General features: G+C 61.3%; 17 protein-coding genes and 1 tRNA gene. 7 read left to right on the forward strand and 11 right to left on the reverse strand.

Translation table 11 applies throughout. From position 1 onward, the window contains the following. Nucleotides 1-10: 10 nt before the first annotated feature. Both RMR13_RS07165 and argB read right to left on the reverse strand, forming a co-directional pair. On the reverse strand, nt 11-1207 hold the full coding sequence (locus RMR13_RS07165) for an aspartate aminotransferase family protein (RefSeq protein WP_310599956.1): 1197 nt from the start codon (nt 1205-1207) through the stop codon (nt 11-13). Further along, nucleotides 1204-2091 (reverse strand): acetylglutamate kinase, encoded by an 888-nt coding sequence (gene argB / locus RMR13_RS07170; protein WP_310599957.1) that lies wholly within the window; start codon nt 2089-2091, stop codon nt 1204-1206. The genes RMR13_RS07165 and argB overlap by 4 nt, the downstream gene beginning before the upstream one ends. Before the next feature lie 244 nt (nt 2092-2335). Between argB and lptA the strand changes: the two genes are divergently transcribed. Genes lptA through RMR13_RS07190 form a run of 4 tightly spaced genes read left to right on the forward strand, consistent with a single transcriptional unit; the run spans nt 2336 to nt 5555 of the window. Continuing rightward, the gene (lptA, locus tag RMR13_RS07175; protein WP_310599958.1) at nt 2336-2887 is read left to right on the forward strand and encodes a lipopolysaccharide transport periplasmic protein LptA; all 552 of its coding nucleotides are present in this window, start codon (nt 2336-2338) and stop codon (nt 2885-2887) included. Further along, complete coding sequence (lptB, locus tag RMR13_RS07180; RefSeq protein ID WP_310599959.1) at nt 2884-3615, forward strand: LPS export ABC transporter ATP-binding protein; 732 nt, start codon at nt 2884-2886, stop codon at nt 3613-3615. Before lptA ends, lptB begins: the two co-directional genes overlap by 4 nt. Nucleotides 3616-3659: 44 nt before the next feature. Beyond that, nucleotides 3660-5111, forward strand: a complete 1452-nt coding sequence (gene rpoN / locus RMR13_RS07185) for an RNA polymerase factor sigma-54 (protein WP_310599960.1) — start codon at nt 3660-3662, stop codon at nt 5109-5111. 6 nt (nt 5112-5117) lie between these two features. After that, the gene (locus RMR13_RS07190; protein WP_310599961.1) at nt 5118-5555 is read left to right on the forward strand and encodes a PTS sugar transporter subunit IIA; all 438 of its coding nucleotides are present in this window, start codon (nt 5118-5120) and stop codon (nt 5553-5555) included. A gap of 62 nt (nt 5556-5617) precedes the next feature. Here RMR13_RS07190 and RMR13_RS07195 read toward each other — a convergent pair whose 3' ends face one another. Both RMR13_RS07195 and RMR13_RS07200 read right to left on the reverse strand, forming a co-directional pair. After that, a complete protein-coding gene (locus RMR13_RS07195; protein ID WP_310599962.1) occupies nt 5618-6967 on the reverse strand; it encodes a class II 3-deoxy-7-phosphoheptulonate synthase in 1350 nt (449 codons plus the stop codon). Between the two features lie 79 nt (nt 6968-7046). Then, the gene (locus RMR13_RS07200) at nt 7047-7616 is read right to left on the reverse strand and encodes a type I restriction enzyme HsdR N-terminal domain-containing protein (protein WP_310599963.1); all 570 of its coding nucleotides are present in this window, start codon (nt 7614-7616) and stop codon (nt 7047-7049) included. A 362-nt stretch (nt 7617-7978) separates the two neighbouring features. On the opposite strand from RMR13_RS07200, the gene RMR13_RS07205 reads away from it, so the two are divergent. Together RMR13_RS07205 and RMR13_RS07210 are read left to right on the forward strand one after the other, a co-directional pair. Continuing rightward, the gene (locus RMR13_RS07205) at nt 7979-8893 is read left to right on the forward strand and encodes a 50S ribosomal protein L11 methyltransferase (protein ID WP_310599964.1); all 915 of its coding nucleotides are present in this window, start codon (nt 7979-7981) and stop codon (nt 8891-8893) included. A gap of 158 nt (nt 8894-9051) precedes the next feature. Beyond that, a tRNA-Asn gene (locus tag RMR13_RS07210) sits at nt 9052-9127 on the forward strand. Between the two features lie 253 nt (nt 9128-9380). Here the strand turns inward: RMR13_RS07210 and RMR13_RS07215 are convergent. The 7 genes from RMR13_RS07215 to RMR13_RS07245 form a co-directional block, all read right to left on the reverse strand. Next, a complete protein-coding gene (locus RMR13_RS07215; RefSeq protein WP_310599965.1) occupies nt 9381-10610 on the reverse strand; it encodes a hypothetical protein in 1230 nt (409 codons plus the stop codon). Nucleotides 10611-10717: 107 nt separating this feature from the next. Then, on the reverse strand, nt 10718-11818 hold the full coding sequence (locus RMR13_RS07220; protein ID WP_310599966.1) for a DUF3419 family protein: 1101 nt from the start codon (nt 11816-11818) through the stop codon (nt 10718-10720). Continuing rightward, nucleotides 11811-14408: a PEP/pyruvate-binding domain-containing protein gene (locus RMR13_RS07225; RefSeq protein WP_310599967.1), complete on the reverse strand. Its 2598-nt coding sequence runs from the start codon at nt 14406-14408 to the stop codon at nt 11811-11813. Before RMR13_RS07225 ends, RMR13_RS07220 begins: the two co-directional genes overlap by 8 nt. Continuing rightward, complete coding sequence (locus RMR13_RS07230) at nt 14401-15357, reverse strand: UbiA family prenyltransferase (RefSeq protein ID WP_310599968.1); 957 nt, start codon at nt 15355-15357, stop codon at nt 14401-14403. Before RMR13_RS07230 ends, RMR13_RS07225 begins: the two co-directional genes overlap by 8 nt. Nucleotides 15358-15438: 81 nt before the next feature. Then, on the reverse strand, nt 15439-16701 hold the full coding sequence (locus RMR13_RS07235) for a hydroxymethylglutaryl-CoA reductase (RefSeq protein ID WP_310599969.1): 1263 nt from the start codon (nt 16699-16701) through the stop codon (nt 15439-15441). 46 nt (nt 16702-16747) lie between these two features. Then, nucleotides 16748-18298 (reverse strand): AMP-binding protein, encoded by a 1551-nt coding sequence (locus tag RMR13_RS07240; protein WP_310599970.1) that lies wholly within the window; start codon nt 18296-18298, stop codon nt 16748-16750. Then, nucleotides 18295-19566: a hypothetical protein gene (locus tag RMR13_RS07245; RefSeq protein WP_310599971.1), complete on the reverse strand. Its 1272-nt coding sequence runs from the start codon at nt 19564-19566 to the stop codon at nt 18295-18297. The genes RMR13_RS07240 and RMR13_RS07245 overlap by 4 nt, the downstream gene beginning before the upstream one ends. 34 nt (nt 19567-19600) lie before the next feature. Between RMR13_RS07245 and RMR13_RS07250 the strand changes: the two genes are divergently transcribed. After that, nucleotides 19601-19891 (forward strand): GTP-binding protein (locus tag RMR13_RS07250; RefSeq protein ID WP_310599972.1); only part of this gene is annotated, 291 nt, incomplete at its 3' end.

The raw sequence follows: 19891 nt of genomic DNA on the forward strand, positions 1-19891 counted from the left end.
GACCGGCGGCCTAGGCCAGCCGGTCGAGCACCAGGCAAAGCTTGTCGATCAGCGCGTCGATCTCGGCCGTGCCGACGATCAGGGGCGGCACGAAACGCAGGACTCGGTTGCCGGCAAAGTTGATCAAGGCCCCTTCCTCGAACATCCGCTGGACGATGTCCGCGCCGCGTTCGATGCCCTTGTCGGTCAGCATCAGGCCGAGCAGCAACCCGCGGCCACGCACGCCGGTGGCCCACTGGGGATAGCGGGTGGCCACCCCTTGGAGCTTGTCGACGAAATAGGCGCTTTTCTCGCGGACCGACGCCATGAACCCGTCCGCCAGCATGAGGGTGAGCACCTCGACCGCGGCGGCCGTCGCCACCGGATTGCCGCCGAAGGTGGAGGCGTGGGTGCCCACGGTCAGCGAGGCGGCGATGCTTTCGGTGGTCAGCATGGCGCCGAGCGGCAGGCCGTTGCCCAGGGCCTTGGCCAGGGTCATGATATCCGGCGTCACGCCCAGCTGTTCATGGGCGAACAGGGTGCCGGTCCGGCCGAGACCGGTCTGGACCTCGTCGAAAATCAGCAAAAGACCGTGCCGGTCGCAGATGTCGCGGATCGCCCGGATATACTCGGGCTCCAGGGGCCGGACCCCGCTTTCGCCCTGGAGGGGTTCGCACAGGATGGCGCAGGTCTTGGGCGAGACCAGGGCCTCGATGGTGCGCGGATCGCCGAACTCGGCGTGGACGAATCCCTGGGGCAGGGGCTCGAACCCCTGGTGGAACCGGGGCTGGCCGGTGGCGGCCACGGTGGCGAGCGTCCGGCCGTGGAACGAGCCGGCCAGCGAGATGATCTCGTAACGGCCCTCGCCACTGTGAATCCGGGCCAGCTTGATCGCCGCCTCGTTGGCCTCGGCCCCGGAATTGCACATGAACACCCGGTCGGCAAAGCTGTTGTTGACGAGCAACTCGGCCAACCGGATCTGCGGCGGGGTGTGGAAGAGATTCGAGACATGGACCAGCTCACCGGCCTGGCGGCAAATGGCCTCGGTGACCGCCGGGTGGCAGTGCCCCAGCGAACAGACTGCGATCCCGGCCAGGAAATCGAGATATTCCTTGCCGTCCGCATCCCAGAGACGGCAACCGCTGCCCTTGACCATGGCCGCCGGAAACCGGCTGTAGGTTCCGATGAACACCTTGTTACCCCTCGTCGCCCATTCTGCGTTTGTCATGCCACCAACTCCGTCCCGATTCCTTTCCGGGTAAAAATTTCCAATAAAACGGCATGCTCCTGGCGGCCGTCGATGATGTGTGCCTTGGTCACGCCGCCGTCCAGGGCCGCCTTGCAGCAATTGACCTTGGGGATCATCCCGCCCTTGATCACCCCGGCCGCGATCAAGTCGTCGATCTGGTCGCGGTAAATGGTGGAAATCAGCTCGCCATTCTGGTTCTTCACGCCCTCGACATCGGTGAGCAGCATCAGCTTGACCGCATGCAGCTCGGCGGCGATCGCCCCGGCCACCAGGTCGGCGTTGATGTTGAAGGCCCGGCCGTCCTCGCCGACGCCCACCGGGGCGATGACCGGGATGAAGTCCTGCCGGTCGAGGGCGGTGAGGATTTCGGGATTGACCCGGGTCACCTCGCCGACCCGGCCGATGTCGATCAACTCCGGCGGCTGGTCCTCGGCTGCGGGCTTGCCCTGGATGGTCAGCTTGCGGGCCTGCACCAGATCGCCGTCCCGGCCGGAAAGCCCGACCGCCTTGCCGCCGCAATGGTTGATCAAGCCGACGATCTCCTTGTTGACCTTGCCGACCAGCACCATCTCGACCACGTCCATGGTCTCGCCGTCGGTGACTCGCATCCCCTGGACATAGCTGGGGGTGACCTGCATCTTTTCCAGGAAGCGGTTGATTTGCGGGCCGCCGCCATGCACGATCACCGGGTTGAGGCCGATGTATTTCATCAAGATGACATCGAGGGCGAAGTTGCGCTTCAAGGCCTCGTCGACCATGGCATGGCCACCATACTTGATAACTACGGTTTTTTCCCTGAATTCACGAATATAGGGAAGCGACTCCACCAGCACCTTGGCCTTGGCGATTTCCTCGCGTATCATGTGTTTTCCCTGTCCGATTGCGATGCTAAAATCCGTTTACCCCTGTCCGGCTGAAATGCGAACGCCCATTGTACCGCCGCTTCCCCCCGGTGTAAACCATTCTATTTCCTTGCCAAAGAAAAGGACCTCGTCTCCATTCCGGGTCTTTACATTCAGTAGAGAACCCAGTATTATGGGGAAATTCTTGCAAAAAGCAAACCGAAAAAATATTGCCACCTTTTTTATTTCGACCAAGGGGCCAGCCATGGGCCGTTTTCATACCGCCGTCTGCACCACCCTGCTTCTGACCACTTTTCTCCTACCGCCGGACCCGGCCATTGGCCAGGCGGCCGCCGAGGAGTCGGACCAGCCGATCAGTATCGAAGCCAACCGCATGGTTTCCCAGGAAAACAAGAATTCGGTGGTGTTCATCGGCAAGGTCGATGCCCGCCAAGGCAATCTCACCATCAAGTCCGACGAGATGACCGTGTTCTATACCGAAAAAAAAGGTGAGGCGCCGCAGGGCCAGCAGCAGGCCGGCCAACCCACCAACCAGGTGGAGAAGCTGATTTGTACCGGCAACGTCAAGATCAGCCAGGGAGACTGGCTGGGCGCCGGCGAACGGATGGATTATTTCGCCAAGGAACGCAAGGCGGTACTCAGCGGCAATGCCAGGGCCTGGCAGGGCCAGAACATGGTGTCCGGCAAGAGCATCGTTTATTATCTTGACGAGAAACGGTCGGTCGTCGAGCCGGATACCGGTGGCAGCAACCGGGTCCGGGCGATCATCCACCCGGAATCCAAGAAAAAACCATGACCGAAACCTCTGTCCTCGAAACCCGGGGGCTGGTCAAGGAGTACCGCGACCGGCGGGTGGTCGACCGGGTCAACGTGCAGGTCTACAGTTCCTCGGTGGTCGGCCTGCTCGGGCCGAACGGCGCCGGCAAAACCACCACCTTTTATTCGATCGTCGGTTTCATCCGCCCGACCAGCGGCGCCATCCTCCTGGATGAGGAAGATATCACCGCCCTGCCCATCCACAAACGGGCCTCGCGCGGCATCACCTATCTGGCGCAGGAGCCGTCGGTCTTCAAGAAACTGACGGTCGAGGAAAACATCCGCATCGTGCTGGAGCCCCTGGGGCTGTCGCGCAACGAGATCAACAACCGGATCGGCGAGCTGATGGCGGAACTGAAGCTGGAATACCTGGCCGGCAACAAGGGACACGCCCTGTCCGGCGGCGAGCGGCGGCGGGTGGAAATCATGCGGGCCCTGGCCACCAAACCGCGCTTCATCCTGCTCGACGAGCCCTTTGCCGGCGTCGATCCCCTGTCGGTGGCCGATCTCCAGGATATAATCCGCGACTTGAAACAGAAGGGGCTGGGCATCCTGATCTCCGATCACAATGTCCGAGAAACCTTGCAGGTCTGCGACTTTGCCTATATTATGAATAACGGTCAGATCCTCACCAGCGGCGGTGCCGACGACATCATTCAGAGCACGGTGGCGAGAAAAATGTACCTGGGCGACCATTTCACCATGTGACCCGTCGCCGACAGCAAAACAGCAAATAAAAAATCCGATTTTCCATGGCCCTCGAACTCAGGCAAAACCTCAAGCTGGCGCAAAAACTGGTGATGACGCCGCAGTTGCGCCAAGCCATCAAGCTGCTGCAGCTTGGTCGCCTGGAACTCACCGAGGCCCTGCAGGCGGAGATCGAGCAAAATCCCATGCTGGAAGAGGTGCCGAACGTCCTCGAGCCGACCGCCAACCCCGAGGCGCTCAGCGCCGAAGAAAACACCTACCAGGCGGAAGCGGTGGTTACCGACCGAATCAAGGGAGACGATCCGGCCAGTGTAAGCGAGGTCAATTGGGACGATTATTCCAACGCCTTCGACTCGGACCTCTCCTTTTCCCACGAAGCCCCGCCGGCCGACGCCCCGTCCCAGTTCGATTTCATCTCCGTCACGCCCGGCCTGGCCTCCTACCTGCAGTGGCAGCTGACCCACCTCGACATGACCGAGCTGGATGTCGAGCTGACCACCTTCATCGTCTGCAACCTCGACGAACACGGATTTCTGGAAGCCAGCATCGAGGATATCCGCACCTTCGGCAACTGCAGCCCCGAAGAGGCCGAAGGGGCGCTGCTTCTGGTGCAAAGCCTCGATCCGGCCGGGGTCGCCGCCCGCGACATCCGCGAATCGCTCCTGTTGCAGCTCGACCGCCTCGACCAGGACCATCCCCTGGCCTGGCGTATCGTCGAGGAGCACATGGGCCTGCTCGAATCGCGCAACTACGCCCAAATCTCCAAGGAAACCGGTGCCCCGCTCAAGAAAGTGCACGAGGCGGTGGCCGTCATCCAGACGCTGACCCCCTACCCCGGCAACGAATTCAGCAACGAGCAGACCAACTACGTGGTGCCGGATGTGTTCGTCTACAAGGTCGACGGCGAATTCGTCATCCAGCTCAACGACGAGGGGATGCCGCAGCTGCAGCTTTCCAGCGAATACCAGCAACTGCTCAAGCAGAAAAACGGCCTCTCACCGGAGTCGCGCGGCTATCTACGCGAAAACAAACGGAATGCCGAGTGGTTCATCAAGTCGATCGAGCAGCGGCAGCGGACCATTTACCGGGTCATGGAAAGCCTGCTCAAGTTTCAGCGGGATTTCTTCGAATACGGATCGGCGGCGATGAAACCGCTGATCCTGCGGGATGTGGCCGAGGACATCGGCATGCACGAGTCGACCGTCAGCCGGGTGACATCCAACAAATACGTGCACTGCCCCCAAGGCATCTATGAGCTGAAATACTTTTTCAGCACGGCGGTGGCCACCCCGGACGGCGATTCGGTGGCGGCCGAGGCGATCAAGACCAGGATTCGCCAACTGGTGAACAGCGAAAACCCGGCCAAGCCGCTGAGCGACAGCAAGATCTCCGAGCTGCTGGTCAAGGAAAATATCACCGTTGCCCGGCGCACCGTTGCCAAATACCGGGAACAATTAAAAATTCTTCCGGTCAAGCACCGGAGACAGACTCACTGATCCGCCATGCCCCGGCTGCACCACGACGCCATGCTGCTCAATATGAAGGCAGCCACCAAAGAAGCCGCCCTGCGCGAATTGGCGGGCGTTGCCGCCACGGTCTGCGGCCGTTTTACCGAAGCAACGCTGTTGCACGCCCTGTTGGAACGCGAGGCCGTGGGCTCGACCGGGCTCGGCAACGGCGTGGCCATCCCCCACGGCAAGCTCGAAGGACTGGACGAAATCCTGCTCTGCTTCGGGCGCAGCAGGACCGGCATCGATTTCGACGCCATCGACAACCGGCCCGCGCACCTGTTCGTCATGCTGCTTTCTCCGGCCAGCAAGGCCGGCGAATACCTGAAAACCCTGGCCATGGTCAGCAAGATCCTCAAACAGCCGGGCAACCGGCAACGGCTGCTCGACAGCACCTCCCGCGACGAAATCGCCGCCATCTTCGCCGCCTGACCCGGCCGGTCGCCCGGCCCTCCTGACCCCTTCTCCCCGACCGCGCCCCGAGACTTCCCGCCTCAACTGCTGCGGATCATCTCCGCGATTTGAAAGGCCATCTCCAGAGCCTGCTCCGCATTGAGCCGCGGGTCGCAGGTGGTGAGATACCGCTGGCTGAGTTGGGCGTCGGAAAGCTGGCGCGCCCCGCCGAGGCATTCGGTGACGTCGTCGCCGGTCAGCTCGAAATGAACGCCGCCGGGCACGGTGCCCTCCACCCAGTTCAGCTCGAAAAAGCACCGCAACTCGGAAAGGATATTCTCGAAATCGCGGGTTTTGAGCCCGGATTCGGCCTCGAAGGTGTTGGCGTGCATCGGATCGCAGGTCCAAAGCACGTTAAAGCCCGATTTCTTGACCGCCCGCAACAGGGGCGGCAGATGCTTGTCGATCGCCTTGTAGCCGAACCTGGTGATCAGGGTGATGCGGCCGGGCTCGTTTTCCGGGTTCAACCGCTCGATGATCGCCAGGATGTCGTCGGCATCGTAATTGGGGCCGACCTTCATGCCGAGCGGATTGCGCACCCCCTTGAGAAATTCGACGTGGGCGCCGTCGATCTGGCGGGTGCGGTCGCCGATCCACAGCATGTGGGCGGAACAGTCGTACCAGCCGCCGGCCACCGAGTCCTCCCTGGTCAAGGCCTGTTCGTAGCCGAGGAACAGGGCCTCGTGCGAGGTGAAGAACTGGGCCTCCTTCATCTGGGGGATGTCGGTGGAGATGCCGATGGTTTCCATGAACTTGAGGGCATTGCTGATCTGCTTGGCCATGCGCTCGTACGAGCGCCCCATGGGCGACTGCTTGACAAACTCCTGGTTCCAGGCCTGGACCCGGTGCAGCGAACTGAAACCGCCGCGGGTGAAGGCCCGCAGCAGGTTCATCGTCGCCGCCGACAAATGATAGCCCTTGAGCATCCGCTCCGGATCGGGAATGCGCGCCTCCAGCACCGGCTCGGCGGAGTTGGCCATGTCGCCCCGATAGCTGGGGATCTCGATGCCGTTGACCTTCTCGGTATCGCTGGAACGCGGCTTGGCGTACTGGCCGGCAATGCGGCCGACCTTGACCACCGGCTTGTTGCCGGCATAGGTGAGAATGACCGCCATCTGCAACAACACCTTGAGGGTCTCGCGGATATTGGGCGCGGTGCAGCGGGAAAACTCCTCGGAACAATCGCCGCCCTGGAGCAGAAAAGCCTCGCCCTTGACCGCCCTGGCGAGCAACGCCTTCAAGTCCCTTATTTCTCCGGCAAAAACCAGCGGAGGCAGCAAGGACAGGGTTTCGACGATCTCGTCGAACCGCTCCTTGTCCGGCCAGTTCGGCTGTTGCAGGGCGGGATGGTTCTGCCAGCTTGTCTTGCTCCAGGTACGCTTTTTCTCCATGATTGTCACTGTCGGGTGGGGGGATTGATCGGGTGCCGGTTGGGCGGCTGTCGGCCACCACACCGGCTTTTCGTTGTTTTTAGCGAGCATCGTTGAGGCAGCCGGTGCCGAAACAGCACACCTCCTGGTCAAACACATTGAGGATGCGCAAGGCCTGGTCCCGTTTTTCAGGGTCGGCAAAGGGTTCGAACGCGTATTCGCCGGCCAGCGCCGTCGCCCGGCCCCGGTCGGGAATACAGCCCATGCCGGTGGCCAGCACCTTGCCCCGCGCCGTTTCCAGCAACTCCGCGTCCCGGCCGTTGGTGACCACGGCCAGGGGGATGCGGTAATCGGGTTCGAGCATGCGGGCGGCGGCAATCGCCGCTTTTTCCCTGGTGACCAGGGAGCCGGGACCGTAGCGGACAATGAACAGCCGCCGGCCGTCGATACGGACGGCGAGTTCGATCAGGCTGTGCGTCCGGATGCCGTTGTAGCAGGTGTCGATGGTCAGCCGGGGTTCGAGTTCGTGTTTGCCATAGCCGAGCCGTTCCACCAGCAGCCGGGCCAGATCCTGGCGGATGCGCTCATCGTCGGTGTCGGCCAGCACCTCGCCGGTGAGGTAATCCCGCAATTCGCCGTAGACGATATGATGGCCCGACGTGTCGATCATGGGAACAATCCTGAAGCACGGAGATATGAGAGACAAAAAACGGAGGGAAAACAACGATACGTCAAGAAACTTCGGTCAAGGCTGTTTCGGCGTTCTGTTCCTCTCTCTTTCCGCCGCTACGCAAACCTCGGCCAGCTGGAAATAAGTAATAAGTTACTTACTTAATCGTGGTGCCAAGGTTTTGTCAATCATCAATTTCACCTACTTACGCAACGTATCAACCCGTGGACACTCCACGGAACACGCCTTGCCACCCGGCCGGACGGCAAGGAAAAAGTGGTTGCGGACCCGAAACCGGGGTATGCTGGCCAGGACCGGCCGGAGACACGGCAATCCCCTCTTCTTTTCCCGAATAAAAACCGATGACCTCTGCAACTGGACACCAATGGCTGAAGATCACCCTGTTCTGCCCCCTTCCCCTGCTGGAACCCGCCACCGATCTCATGGGGGTACTCAGCGGCACCGGGGTGGAGCAAAGCCCGGAAAACGATGACGGCGCCCTGATCAGCGGCTTCTTCCAACTGGGTGCGACCGACAACGCCCTTGCCGCCGACGAGGCCAGCGAACTCCTGGCCCGGGTCGAACGCGAGATGACCGAACTGTTCGCCCTGTACGACTGCGGGCCGGCCGAGGCCACGGCCCAGTTGCTCGCCGACCAGGATTGGGCCACCTGCTGGCAGCAGTATTTCAAGCCGGTCGAGATCGTTCCCGGCCTGGTGATCAAGCCCACCTGGGAGCATTACCGGCCGGAGCCGGGCCAGGCGGTCATCGAAATGGATCCGGGCATGGCCTTTGGCACCGGCCAGCACGCCTCGACCCGCATGGCCCTGGCGCTGATCCGGCAATGTCTGGAAGCCGGCCCTTGCCGGGAGGCGCTGGATGTCGGCACCGGCACCGGCATCCTGGCCATGGCCGCCGCCTTGTCCGGCGTCGAACGGGTGGTGGCCATCGACAACGATCCCGACGCGGTGGCAGTGGCACGCGGCAATATCGCCAATAACGGCTTGGCCGGTAAAATCGAGGTCGGCATCACGCCGGTGGACCGCATCCAGGGCACCTTTCCCCTGGTCTGCGCCAATATCGTCCATGATGTCCTGGTGGACATGGCCGCAACCCTGGCTCGCCTGACCGCTCCGGGAGGCCACGTGGTGCTGGCCGGCATCCTCAGCGGCGACCAGGAAGCCAATATCATCCGCGTGTATCGCCAATTCGGCCTGCAGCCGCTTACCCAGCTGCACCAGGAGGAATGGACGGCTCTGCTCCTGCACCGGGAGTGAAGTCCGATGCCGGCGGCCGCGCCGGGCGGCATGGCGCATCCACCACGGACAGGGCGCAATCCACGCACAACTTTTTCTTGACGGCCCGGATACTCTGTGCTATTTAGCCAGTCTTGAAATGGTCGTGCGGATTGTACGATTCCTTTCACGAGCTCCATTCCTCGGTAGCTCAGTTGGTAGAGCAGGCGGCTGTTAACCGCCTTGTCGGGGGTTCGAGTCCCTCCCGGGGAGCCAGCATTTGTCAGGCCGCAGCAATGCGGCCTTTTTTTGTTGAACAGCAGCAAATCAAAGCCGTCGTCATTGCCTGCAACAGGTCGTTACGACGGTTTTGCATTTCCCTCCTCAACACTCCAAACTCTCTGCCAAGACGCACCGCGCCTTTCGCCCCTCCTCCGGGGCCTGCCCATCACCGCCCAGCATGCCACCTGCCGGGGAATGCGCCCCGTTTCACGCTGTTGACCAAGATCCCCCACGTCGACTCGCTCCATTATCGCGGCCACGATATCGAAAAAACCATGCCAACCCATGGAACCGCCGAAATACCGAAACCAATCAGGCCTTGCCGGAAAAACCGCTGGTTGTCCAACGGACAGTCCCGTATCTGCGGTTGCGTGAAACGAAACAGCTGACCGCTGATCATGGCGCAGACAAAGGCAAGGGCAACGCCGGCAAAGCCCACCTCCCTGTAGATGAAAATGAAGCAGGGTCCCATAATCATGGCAAAACTCAACAGGCTGCTTTTCAAAGTAATACGGACAAGGCTTCTCTCCTTGAACTCGAAGGCCCACTGGGCAATGAATATGCAGACCAGCTCGGCCATGTAGGCCAGGTTGTAGCTGAAAAAGAATATCTGCTGCTGCTGGCGGTAGTAGAGCAACAACCACAAAAGACCGGGAAGGGTGACTGCCAGGAGCGCATGGATATTGTGAATCCGTTCCCCAACCGCGTTCTTCGCTTTGCTCAGGAGCACATAGTTGACAAAGACCAGAACGGGGGCAACGGCCCATTGCCAGTTGCCGGCGGTGACGGCCAGATAGGTGATCAGGCTGGCGCCAAGAATCGAGGCGTCATCGAGTTTGGTGCGGGGACGCAGGAAAAAGAGGATGACGATGACGAGCAGGATAAAGGCAATCCGGACCAGGATCTGCGACGCGCTGAAACTGCCGTAGACATTGAGCAGAATGCAGACGCAGAGGGGAATGAACAGATTGTCGAGACCGCGCCAGGCAACGGCTTCGACAATCATGACCAAAATGCCGATGAGCAAGGCGATGAGCACGCTCTCGGCCCTGCCGGTGGTTGTCAGCAACAGCAGGGGAATATGGATGCAGAGGAAGGTCGCGGCAAAAAAAATGAAACTTCCTTCCCATGTTTTATAGCCCTCCATGGTGGTGTACTGCTGTTGGCCGTATTTCGTGCCGACCAGGGCGGCAAAGGCATCGGCGAGCGTCAGCACCAGGATGGAGAGGCTGAAATAGAGCGGTTTTTCCAGGGAGAAATACCAGACGGCGGCCACGGCGACCGGGAAAAAGATTTCCCCCAGGGACGAGCGTTCCACGCCATGCAGGGAAGAACCGATCGTTGTGCGGAGAACCGTCGAAGACCGGACGACCAGAAGAGCGGCGACAGCGGTTCCAGCCAGCAAGAAAACCGGCCAAGTTGCCTGGAACACGAGGGGGAAGAGCGTACAGATCAGCCCCATGCCCATATGCACCATCTTGCGACTCAGTTCCGCCGACAACGAGAACCTCTGGCCACCGTACCGACAACCGGCAAGCAGAAGGGTCAGACTGCCGAGGACCAAGAAAATACCCGACCAGGGATTCACAGCACCTTTTCGACGATGAAGGCCGAATAAAAAAACGCCTTGTCTTCCGCCAGCAGCCGCTGGCCCAGATCGTGCCTGCGCCGCACCCTGTCGTCCCATTCGGCCGGGCAGCAGCGCGGGGCGAGCATGTTCCAGTAGGCGAGCCGCCCGCCGCTTCTGGTGGCGGCAACCACCTGGGCGAGCACCGATGTGGCCGTCTCTTCGGACATATATTCAAAAATATCGCTGAGATTGAATCGGTCCACGCTACTGGGCCCCTCCGCGGCCAACACGGACTCCAAGGTGCCCCGGCGGATTTCCAGCCGGTCGATATTGTCCCTGATGGCCTCGAAGTTCTCTTCCCGCAGGGCGTGCGGCACGACATCGCCATGCCGGCCGGTCAGGATCCAGTGCAGATAGGGGTTCTTGCCGGGATCGAGTTCGCGCAGGGCATGTCGGGTCCGGGCAAGTATCCGGTCGGCAACGGATCCCTCGACATAGGCGAAAAACGAGGGGTCCCTGCCCAGCCTGCCCATCAGCCAGCGCGAGAAAAACAGACGAAAAAGCATGCGCCAGCGCAGATTGTTCCAGGTTGTGTCGTAAAACGAGGCGCAGCGTTCTCGATCGCCTCCCTCCAGCAAGCGCCTGACCGTGTCGGGTCGATGAACCAGGGGGATCACATATTTCCTGAACAGAGCGAAATATCGTTCGAATTTTCCAGCACCCCCGATCCCGCCGGCAATGGCGCCGAGGTTGTTGCGCCAAAACTCGCGGTATTCATCGGCAAGGTGGACTGTACATCGTTCGAAAAGGGCCATCCTCCTCTCACTTGGCCGCGAGCCGATGAGTTCGAGCAGCTGATGATGTTCAAGACTCTTGTAGGCGGCTACCCGCAGGGCTATGCAGGCCAACTGGGCCGGATTCATGTCGACGGCGATCACCCTTTGGGGACGCCGGGTCAACAGCGAGAGGCAGTTGTCGCCGGCGGAACCTATGCCCAGACAGACATCGCCTTCCTGAACATTCAGGCCCTGGAGGAGGATGTCGGCATCTTCCCAGCATTGGGCGTAGCGGATCGCATCGAAGGAGGCCTTGGCGGCAATTTCCGTATCAGACATGGTCTTCCTCCTGCAACAGTTGCACCAAACCGGTACCGCCGTCCAGCTCAACCAGGTCACCGTTTTGCAGCCAGCTTGTCACCCCCGGCACCGAGACAACCGCCGGCAACCCCAATTCCCGGGCGACAATGGCCGAATGCGAGAGAAGACTGCCCCGTTCCACCAATAATCCGGCAGCCGCCGGGAAGAGCATGATCCATCCCGGATCGGTCCGTTCCGCCACCAATATGGCGCCAGCGGGCAACTCCACTCCTCTGGGATCCCTGACCACGCGGACCCGGCCACGCACAATGCCCGGACAGCACCCTATGCCTTGCCGCTGCCCCTGCTCGTCGGCAAGGGGCTGCCGCTCGCCATCGGTGACGGAAAAATCGTTGCCGACGAACACCATGCCCCGGGTCTGAAACCGGTCGGCAATGGGCGGCAGGGCGGCATAGTCCTGAAAACGGCATTTTCGTACCGCGGCGATGGCCCCCAGATCCGGACAAGAGGCAAACCCCTCGACAAAGCCGAGGATTTCGTCCTTTTCCAGGTAAAAGATCTCGTTGTGGTCCTTGAGAACACCCAGGGCCGCAAACCTTTTGCCCAATTCGACCATGATCTCCCGCACTCGGCCGAAAAGCCTGGTCCGCTCAAAGCGGAGGTTCTCCCTGTCCTCCACACGCGCCCGCGCATGTTTGAGGATGAACGTGAACACCTGTCGGCGCAGAGAGCTTTGCGACAGGATCTCCAAGGCTCTGCGTTCCGCTTCGAGCCGAGCATCCACGGCTTGGCCGCCCCCTTGCCGCTCCTCTCTGGCAGCAAAGTGGCCGATGGCCCGCAGCAGGGGCAAGGGATCGTCATGCAGGGGCACGCTCTCCAATTTCAACTCGTCGATGCAGCGGTCGCCGAATCGTTCGAGATATTGACGAAAGAGGCGGCCCATGGTCTCGTTGCCGTCGAGATACGCCAGGATGTCCGCGTCCGCCCCCCTCTGGAACAGCGCCATGGCCTCCCTGTCGCCCCGGATGCAGGCGGCCAGTTCGGCAACCCGTTTGGCCGGCTCGGCACTGACGACCCTGCCGCTGCCGCCCACGAGATCGTTTTGCATGGTGCCATGCCCGTCGCCGCACCAGGATCGGCAGAGTTTGGACAGCATGCCGAAAGCGATCATGGCAAAAAAATCGTTGATCAGGGGCGCGTCCCATCGCAACAGCAGCCGGTCCTCGAGTTGCCGGTACAAGGCGACCAGTTCATCGGCCCGCTGCGCCGACAACGGAATCTCCGGTCTGGCCAGGGCGATGTCGAGCCGGGTGTAGAACCGCTTTATCTTTCGGGGCAGCAGCAGATAGCTCAGTCCCATTCCGGCCAGGGCCTTGCCCAGGTAGACGAGACTGAGCAAACGGTTCGCTCTGGGCCTGGGAATGAGTTGGAGCAGTTCTTCGCCAAGCTCCTTGCGCACCCCCATCATCTGTTCCATGAAACCGCGGTTGATGGAAAATCCCGGGAAGCAGGCCAGCAAACGATACCAGTTGATCAGGTTGTAGTACATTCGGCCATGCATCAGCCCGAGCAAGCCCCGGTAGGTTTCCCGGTTCGCCTCGATGACATGCCGCGGAACCCCCATGATCTTGCAGAACTGCCGGTAGACCTCCTCGTAAATCGAACGGGCAAAGCTGTACGTCAGCGGAGTGGTCACCCCGCCGTAGGATTCGGCGATATTGGAATTGTCCCAGATGTTGAGCTTGCCACCCGGATCGGGCACCCGGCCGAGACTGGTGATGGGGCGCGACTGGAGCAGATAGAGCCGCCCTTTTTCATAGGCCCACTCAATATCCTGAGGACATCCGCGCCGTTGGCTGCAAAGCCTGGCCAAGGCCGCGATTTCCGCCGCCACCCGGTCGTCGAGCGAATAGGCCCCGGCCCTTTCCCGATCGTGTTCCTGTTTCTGCGGTACCCTGTCTCGAAGATACATGCCAAAGGGTTTCGGGCCGGCCTGTTTCTCCACGATGCGGCCGCTTCGGTCCACGCGGTAGGTGTCGCCATCGAGCTCGCCATCGACCAGGCTGCTGCCAAGTCCCCAGACCGACGAAACCAGGGCATGATCCCAATTGCCGGTTATCGGATCGACGGCAAAGGAGACACCGGCGCATTGGGCGTCGATCATGCGCTGCACCACCACGGCGGGCGGCACGCACGCGCCGAGACCATGCTCGGCCCGATAGGCCCTGATGTGCTCTGAAAACGCCGATCGCCAGACATCGGCGACCCTGTCGGCCACCTCGGTTTCGGCAACCCCCAGAAAGGAGTCGAGTTGGCCGGCAAAACTAAACCCCTGGCCGTCCTCGTCGATCGCCGAGGACCGCACCGCAAAGCAGCCGCCCTCCTCGGACAGTTGTTCGAGGGCCTGGTCGAGCTGCACCCGGAGCGCCTCGCTCACCCGCCACCGGGATGGGTCGCTTTCCATACAACCGCTGGCAGTGAAGGCGGCCGGAGTAAGGACAAACCACTCGGGAATGGGCAGTCCCCGCAGCGCATGCAGCGCGGCGGCCTTGCCGCCCACATCCTCCAGGCGCATGCTTTGCCGCGAAAACCGTATCATTTCATCCATGGGCGATCACTCCCGGCAGAATGCCTAGCGACAGATAAAGGCAGAGGGTCCAGAGGGCGGATGCCGGCTCGAACATCTTCGCCAGCCGCTCCGTTTGGCGGCAAAGAAAAACCGCGACCACGATGCCGCAGCCGCAGGCGGCCACAAGCAGCAAGGGGCCAATCGCGGCCAACGCGCCCGCCTTCCAGGCGGTCAAGCAGCCGAAAACAGCCGTCGCCAGCACCATCAACCACCACACCAACGCCGCCTTGGAACAACCCCAAAGGAAGGAATAGGTTTCCACCCCCTCTTCCTCTTGGGAAGGCACCCTGATTTTTCTGCCGATCTCGATGACAACGCCGTTGAAAAAGCTGGCAGCAAGGAAAAAGAGCAGGCCATGGGGGGGAAAGGCCAGACCCGCGACCATCCAGTCCGTCGAGGAGGCGTAAAGATCGATGAGCGGCATGATCAGCATGTGGGTCCAGAGGTAGACGATGGGACGGGCCTTGAGCCAGTTCCGCATCCCGAATTCAAAGCTCATGGCCGCAAGATAGCCCCAGGTGACGAGCAGCAGGACGGCCAGCGGCGGACTCCACCAAAGCGCCGCCGCCAACTGGAGCAGCCCGGCCAGGGCAAAAAGCCGGCCAAGCTCGCCGAGTTTGACCAGTCCGCGCGGCACCGGCCGATACGGCCTGTACCGGGCATCCTCCGCATTGTCCTTGAATTCATCCGCGATTCTCAACTGCAGAAAAAAGAGGAGGCAGGTGAGAAAGGCGACTGCCGCCGACGGCCATTGCGGCCAAACATCGTCCCTGAGCCTCGATGAAATCGAGACCGCGCAATAACTGAAGGCCAGGATCAGCGGGGTATGCGCCACCAGCGGGAAGCGTTCCTTCTGATAGATCCAGAATCGGCGGTAAAAGGGGAGATTCCGTTCCTCGATCCTTGGTCCGGCAAGGGGAGTCGACATAGTCACTATTCCTCATCCATGAACCTGGCGGCATGTGCCGCAGGGGTATTTTCGCGAGAGACGGTGCGTGGTCGCTCGAGGTTATCGTTTCCTGGCGAGATCGTCGTGGGCCTTGGTAAAATCGCCCGCGGCCATGGATCCTATGATGGAAATTTCCCCGGCCAGGGCGGCGGCGGCGCAGACCTCGGCAAAGGCCCTGGCATGACCGGCTCCGGCCAGGCCCATGAGTTGCAACGCCGCTTGCTGGCTCGGCAGCTTGGTGCCGCCGCCCACGGTGCCCACAATCATGTTGGGCAGCGTCGCAGAGACATAGAGTCCATTGTCCTCAAGGATGGCGAACCGGGTGATGCCGACCGCCGCCTCGGCCACGCAGGCCGCATCCTGGCCACAGGCGATGAACAGGGCGGCAAGACCGTTGGCATAGTGCCCCTGGACGCCGATCGTACCGGTCATGACCCCGCCCAGGGCGGACATCTGCCAGTACTGCACCATTTTTTCCGGGGTGGTGTGGAGAAACCGTTCGATATATTTCCCCGGAATAACCGCTTCGGCCGCCACTTTTTTTCCCCGGACCGTGGTGAAGGACTGGGCGGTGGCCTTCTTGTCGCCCGAGGCGTTGGCCTCGACGAACCAGTATTGCGGGGCGATCGGCGCCTGTTCGATAATGAAATCGCAGATTGCCTGGGTCGCTATGGTCACCATGTTTTGTCCAGCGGCGTCTCCGGTGGAGAAATCGCACAAGAGATAGAGATGGCTGCCCTGGGCCGCAAAGCGGATATCCTGGAGGACGCCAAACCTGGTGGTCGTTGCCGCCACCTCTTTCAGTTGGTCCTTATGGGTCAGCGCCCAGTGGGCGAAAATCAGCATGTCGCCGATGGAGGCAAAGGCAAAGCCCGGGGAACGGGTCACCCCTTCGGCGAGGATCACCGCCGAACATCCGCCCGATTTCGACAGAATCACGGCACCGCGATGGTAGCTTGCCACCAATGCGGCCTCGGTGGTGGCCAGGGGCAGATAATAGTCCCCCTTGGCAAAACTGCCGTTGACCCGCAGCGGCCCGGCAACGCCGACCGGCAACTTGACCGTGCCGATGCAGTTTTCGATATTGGCGCCATAGACTTCCATGTCTTCGCCGTTATAGAGTGCCGGCGGAATCGGCTCGCCTTGGCCGAGCAGATTTTCCCAGCGGCCGCGCAACGCCTCGGGGGCCGTGCCCTTCACGTTGGCCAGCCGCGCATACGGCGTTTTGGTGTCCGCCTCGAGTCGTTTCCGGACTTCCTCCTGCGATCGCTCGCCGAGGAGAGTTGCAGCGAGTTGTTCAATTTTTTGTGAATTCTGGGTCATGAAATCACCGGCGTGAAGTTGGACGGGAAGGCATATGGAGAACGGTTCAAGATGATGCGAGCCGTTTACGCAGCTCCGGATAGTTGACCTTGGCATTATGCCGTCTGTCCATCGGGATGGTGCCGAGGACAAGACGATCGAGCTGAAATCCTTTGATGAGCGGTTCGAGCAGCCGGTCGGCTTCAGCGGGCGGAAGATGGGTTTCGATGATCAGCACCCTGTCTTCGCCCACTTGGCAGAAGGCCGCCTTGGCGATCTGTTCGAACTGTCTCGCTGCCGTTTCAATGGCAAAGGGATAGGCGACGCCCCTGGCATCCCGTATGGCCGCGGAACAGCGCCCCAGCAGCCAGAGGCGTCCGTTCGCATCGAAATAACCGAGGTCGCCGGTGCGATGCCACACCGAGCCTTCGACCGAAAATTTATTGGCCCCGTCGCCGATCCCGTCCAGATAGCCGGTGAGCACATGCTCGCCCTGGACGACGATCTCGCCGACCTCCCCGCTCGACCGGATCAGGCCGCGGAACTCCGCCGCGCTCAGGCGGCCAAGCTCCCTGCCCCGGCATTCCTCCATGATGCGGCAGTCGATTGCCGCCACCACCGTTCCGGCAAGCAAACCGCCGCCTTCCGTCATGCGGCGGTAATCGTCGTCGCTGATATCGCCGAAGTGCAGTTCGGCAATGGGTTCGGCCTCGGTGCTGCCGTAGACGGCGGTTATGGCCGTGCCGGGCAGTGCTGTTGCCAACTTTTTGAGCAGGCCGGGAAAAACCGGGGCGCCGCCGGTATACAAGGATTCAAGACAACGCAGTTGCGTATGCCGGGGATCTTCCAGCAGACGCGCGAAAAAGGCGGGAGAAGCCACCGCCGTGGCCGGGCGGAAGCGGGCGCAGTCCGCAAGGATAGGGCGGGTCGATACCTTGGCCGGCTGTTTCAGGCTCGCTTGCGGAATAATGGTGGTGACGCCGCAGGCCAGGTTGATCAGGGCAAAGATGGGCAAGGTGGCCAAGTCGGCCTTGCCCGCTTGCAGCTTGAGCGTTTTTTCGAGCACGCGTTTCTGGGCCAGCAGGAATCCGTGGGTGCGCACGGTTCCCTTGGGGGTGCCGGTTGTCCCGGAAGTAAAGGTGATGAGTGCCGGGGTCTCCGGTGTGCAGGCAACCGAACCAAAGTCCGCGGACCAGCGGGAAGCGGCGGACCAGCACGTGTGAAACGGCAGCCACCCGGTGGTCAGGACGGGCGAGAGGCTGCGAAGCGCCGGAATTTTCAGTCGCAGCAACTGGGCAAGCGGCGTGCCGATGAATCCTCTGGGCTTCGCTCTGGCGCAGCACGCCTGCATGGTTTGCGCATCGGCCGAGGGATCGACGAACATGGCCGTCATCCCCAATCGCCACAACGACAGCAGGATGCAATAGAGGTCGATCGACATGGGCACGAAAACCAGGACCGCATCCCCCGGTTCAAAGCCCAGCGATCTCAGCATGGCGCTGCCCCGGCAGGATTGCTCGTGCAAGGCGCGAAAGGTGATGCTGTTGCTGCCGTGGCAAAGCGCCAGCTGGTTGCCGCGCTGTTCGGCCTGTGCCGCCAGCAATTCGACCACGTTCATGACAGGGTCTTGCCAAAAAGGGCGTAGCGCCGGAGCAAGGTGCTGCCCTTGCCGATATTGGCTGAAACATTACCCGCATACATCAAGGCGTGAATTGCCGACGTAAAGCCGTTTTTTGCCGCTGTCCGCTGGACTTCGTCCACCAGTACCGCTCCGAGGCCGGCGGTGCTTCTGTGCGAATGCACGGCCAGGGTCTTGATGACCAAACGGTCCACCGACGAACCTTGCTGTAGCTGCAGCAGGTCGGGGATGGCGAAGATGAAACCGCAGCAACGCGCTGCCGCATCGTGCGCCAGCAGCACATATCCGGCGTCGATTTTGCCGGCAAAGGGAAGATACTGACGCAGGAAGCTCGTTTCGTCGATCTCGGCATAAAGGACATTTTTTTTGAAGGCCGCCAAGGACAGCCGGTACACCTGCTTCAGCTCGTCCTCGAACCGGCCGAGATCGACCGGCCTCCAGGTAATGCCAGCCTCCTGCAGGCGCGTCCGCGCTTTTACCAGTCTTGGATCAATCGAGGCGAGATCGGTAACCAGGGTGGAAATATATTCATGGCTGGGAGCGAAACCGGATTGCCGCCAGTATTCCGGCCATTGCGGCGGATTCCGTGGCTCCATGAGAAAGGGCGGCGAACCGTTCGACCAAGTGACGAACCGATACGATTTCCAGGTGTTGCCGTCCATCGGCCCATAGACGGCAGAGCAGCCTCCATCCCGCAGGAGATCGCAGGCCGCTGTCAGCAATGCTTGGCTCTGACGACCGTCCCGGGCGCCATAATGGCCGATTACGCCATAGCGTTCCCCGTTGCTTCCTGGGCGGGCAAACCATATGCCGCAGCGGCTTTCCCCGGCGAACAGACATTTGTCAGGCGCATTTTGCCGGAATCCATCCAGGTCCGGATCAGGGAGAAGCTGATCGACATCGAATATCTGCAGAGACATGGCACAGGTGGTGGTGGAGGTGGCAGAGGTGGCGCGGACCGCACTCCTTTCAGGATACGCAATATGGATCAATTGACCATTTCTTTTTTCCCCTCGTCGTCCCTTTCTTGTGACCGCCACGCACGGCGCCTCCAACGGGCAAGCGGTGCCGGGGCGCAGAAAGAATGACGAATGGACAAATTGCGCCACATGCTGTATGGTTGCCGCGCAGTCCGCGAGCATGTACATGGGCCGGTTTCCGGCCCATTTTTTTTGAATGCCCCGAGGGCGCAGAATTCGCCGGAAGACACGCACCGGCAACCGATAGCGCGACGCCCCGCGCGGCATACCCGAAAACACCCAGGCCCAACACCGCACCGACATGAGCAGTCAGCACCTCAAGGAAATACAGAAACGACGTACCTTCGGCATCATCAGCCATCCCGACGCCGGCAAGACCACCCTGACGGAAAAGCTCCTCCTCTACGGCGGAGCCATCGCCCAGGCGGGCGCGGTCAAGGGGAAAAAGAACAGCCGCGCCGCCACGTCCGACTGGATGGAAATTGAAAAGCAGAGAGGCATCTCGGTCACGTCCTCAGTGCTTCAGTTTCAATATGACGGCTACTGTGTGAACATTCTGGACACACCCGGCCATCAGGACTTTTCCGAGGAC

This window comes from Desulfobulbus sp. (assembly GCF_031547805.1).
Classification (GTDB): domain Bacteria; phylum Desulfobacterota; class Desulfobulbia; order Desulfobulbales; family Desulfobulbaceae; genus Desulfobulbus.

Coding starts and splice junctions, on each gene's coding strand:
- RMR13_RS07165 (WP_310599956.1), bottom strand. CDS start 1,207: ATGACAAACGCAGAATGGGCGACGAGGGGTAACAAGGTGTTCATCGGA.
- argB (WP_310599957.1), bottom strand. CDS start 2,091: ATGATACGCGAGGAAATCGCCAAGGCCAAGGTGCTGGTGGAGTCGCTT.
- lptA (WP_310599958.1), top strand. CDS start 2,336: ATGGGCCGTTTTCATACCGCCGTCTGCACCACCCTGCTTCTGACCACT.
- lptB (WP_310599959.1), top strand. CDS start 2,884: ATGACCGAAACCTCTGTCCTCGAAACCCGGGGGCTGGTCAAGGAGTAC.
- rpoN (WP_310599960.1), top strand. CDS start 3,660: ATGGCCCTCGAACTCAGGCAAAACCTCAAGCTGGCGCAAAAACTGGTG.
- RMR13_RS07190 (WP_310599961.1), top strand. CDS start 5,118: ATGCCCCGGCTGCACCACGACGCCATGCTGCTCAATATGAAGGCAGCC.
- RMR13_RS07195 (WP_310599962.1), bottom strand. CDS start 6,967: ATGGAGAAAAAGCGTACCTGGAGCAAGACAAGCTGGCAGAACCATCCC.
- RMR13_RS07200 (WP_310599963.1), bottom strand. CDS start 7,616: ATGATCGACACGTCGGGCCATCATATCGTCTACGGCGAATTGCGGGAT.
- RMR13_RS07205 (WP_310599964.1), top strand. CDS start 7,979: ATGACCTCTGCAACTGGACACCAATGGCTGAAGATCACCCTGTTCTGC.
- RMR13_RS07215 (WP_310599965.1), bottom strand. CDS start 10,610: ATGGTGCATATGGGCATGGGGCTGATCTGTACGCTCTTCCCCCTCGTG.
- RMR13_RS07220 (WP_310599966.1), bottom strand. CDS start 11,818: ATGTCTGATACGGAAATTGCCGCCAAGGCCTCCTTCGATGCGATCCGC.
- RMR13_RS07225 (WP_310599967.1), bottom strand. CDS start 14,408: ATGGATGAAATGATACGGTTTTCGCGGCAAAGCATGCGCCTGGAGGAT.
- RMR13_RS07230 (WP_310599968.1), bottom strand. CDS start 15,357: ATGTCGACTCCCCTTGCCGGACCAAGGATCGAGGAACGGAATCTCCCC.
- RMR13_RS07235 (WP_310599969.1), bottom strand. CDS start 16,701: ATGACCCAGAATTCACAAAAAATTGAACAACTCGCTGCAACTCTCCTC.
- RMR13_RS07240 (WP_310599970.1), bottom strand. CDS start 18,298: ATGAACGTGGTCGAATTGCTGGCGGCACAGGCCGAACAGCGCGGCAAC.
- RMR13_RS07245 (WP_310599971.1), bottom strand. CDS start 19,566: ATGCCGCGCGGGGCGTCGCGCTATCGGTTGCCGGTGCGTGTCTTCCGG.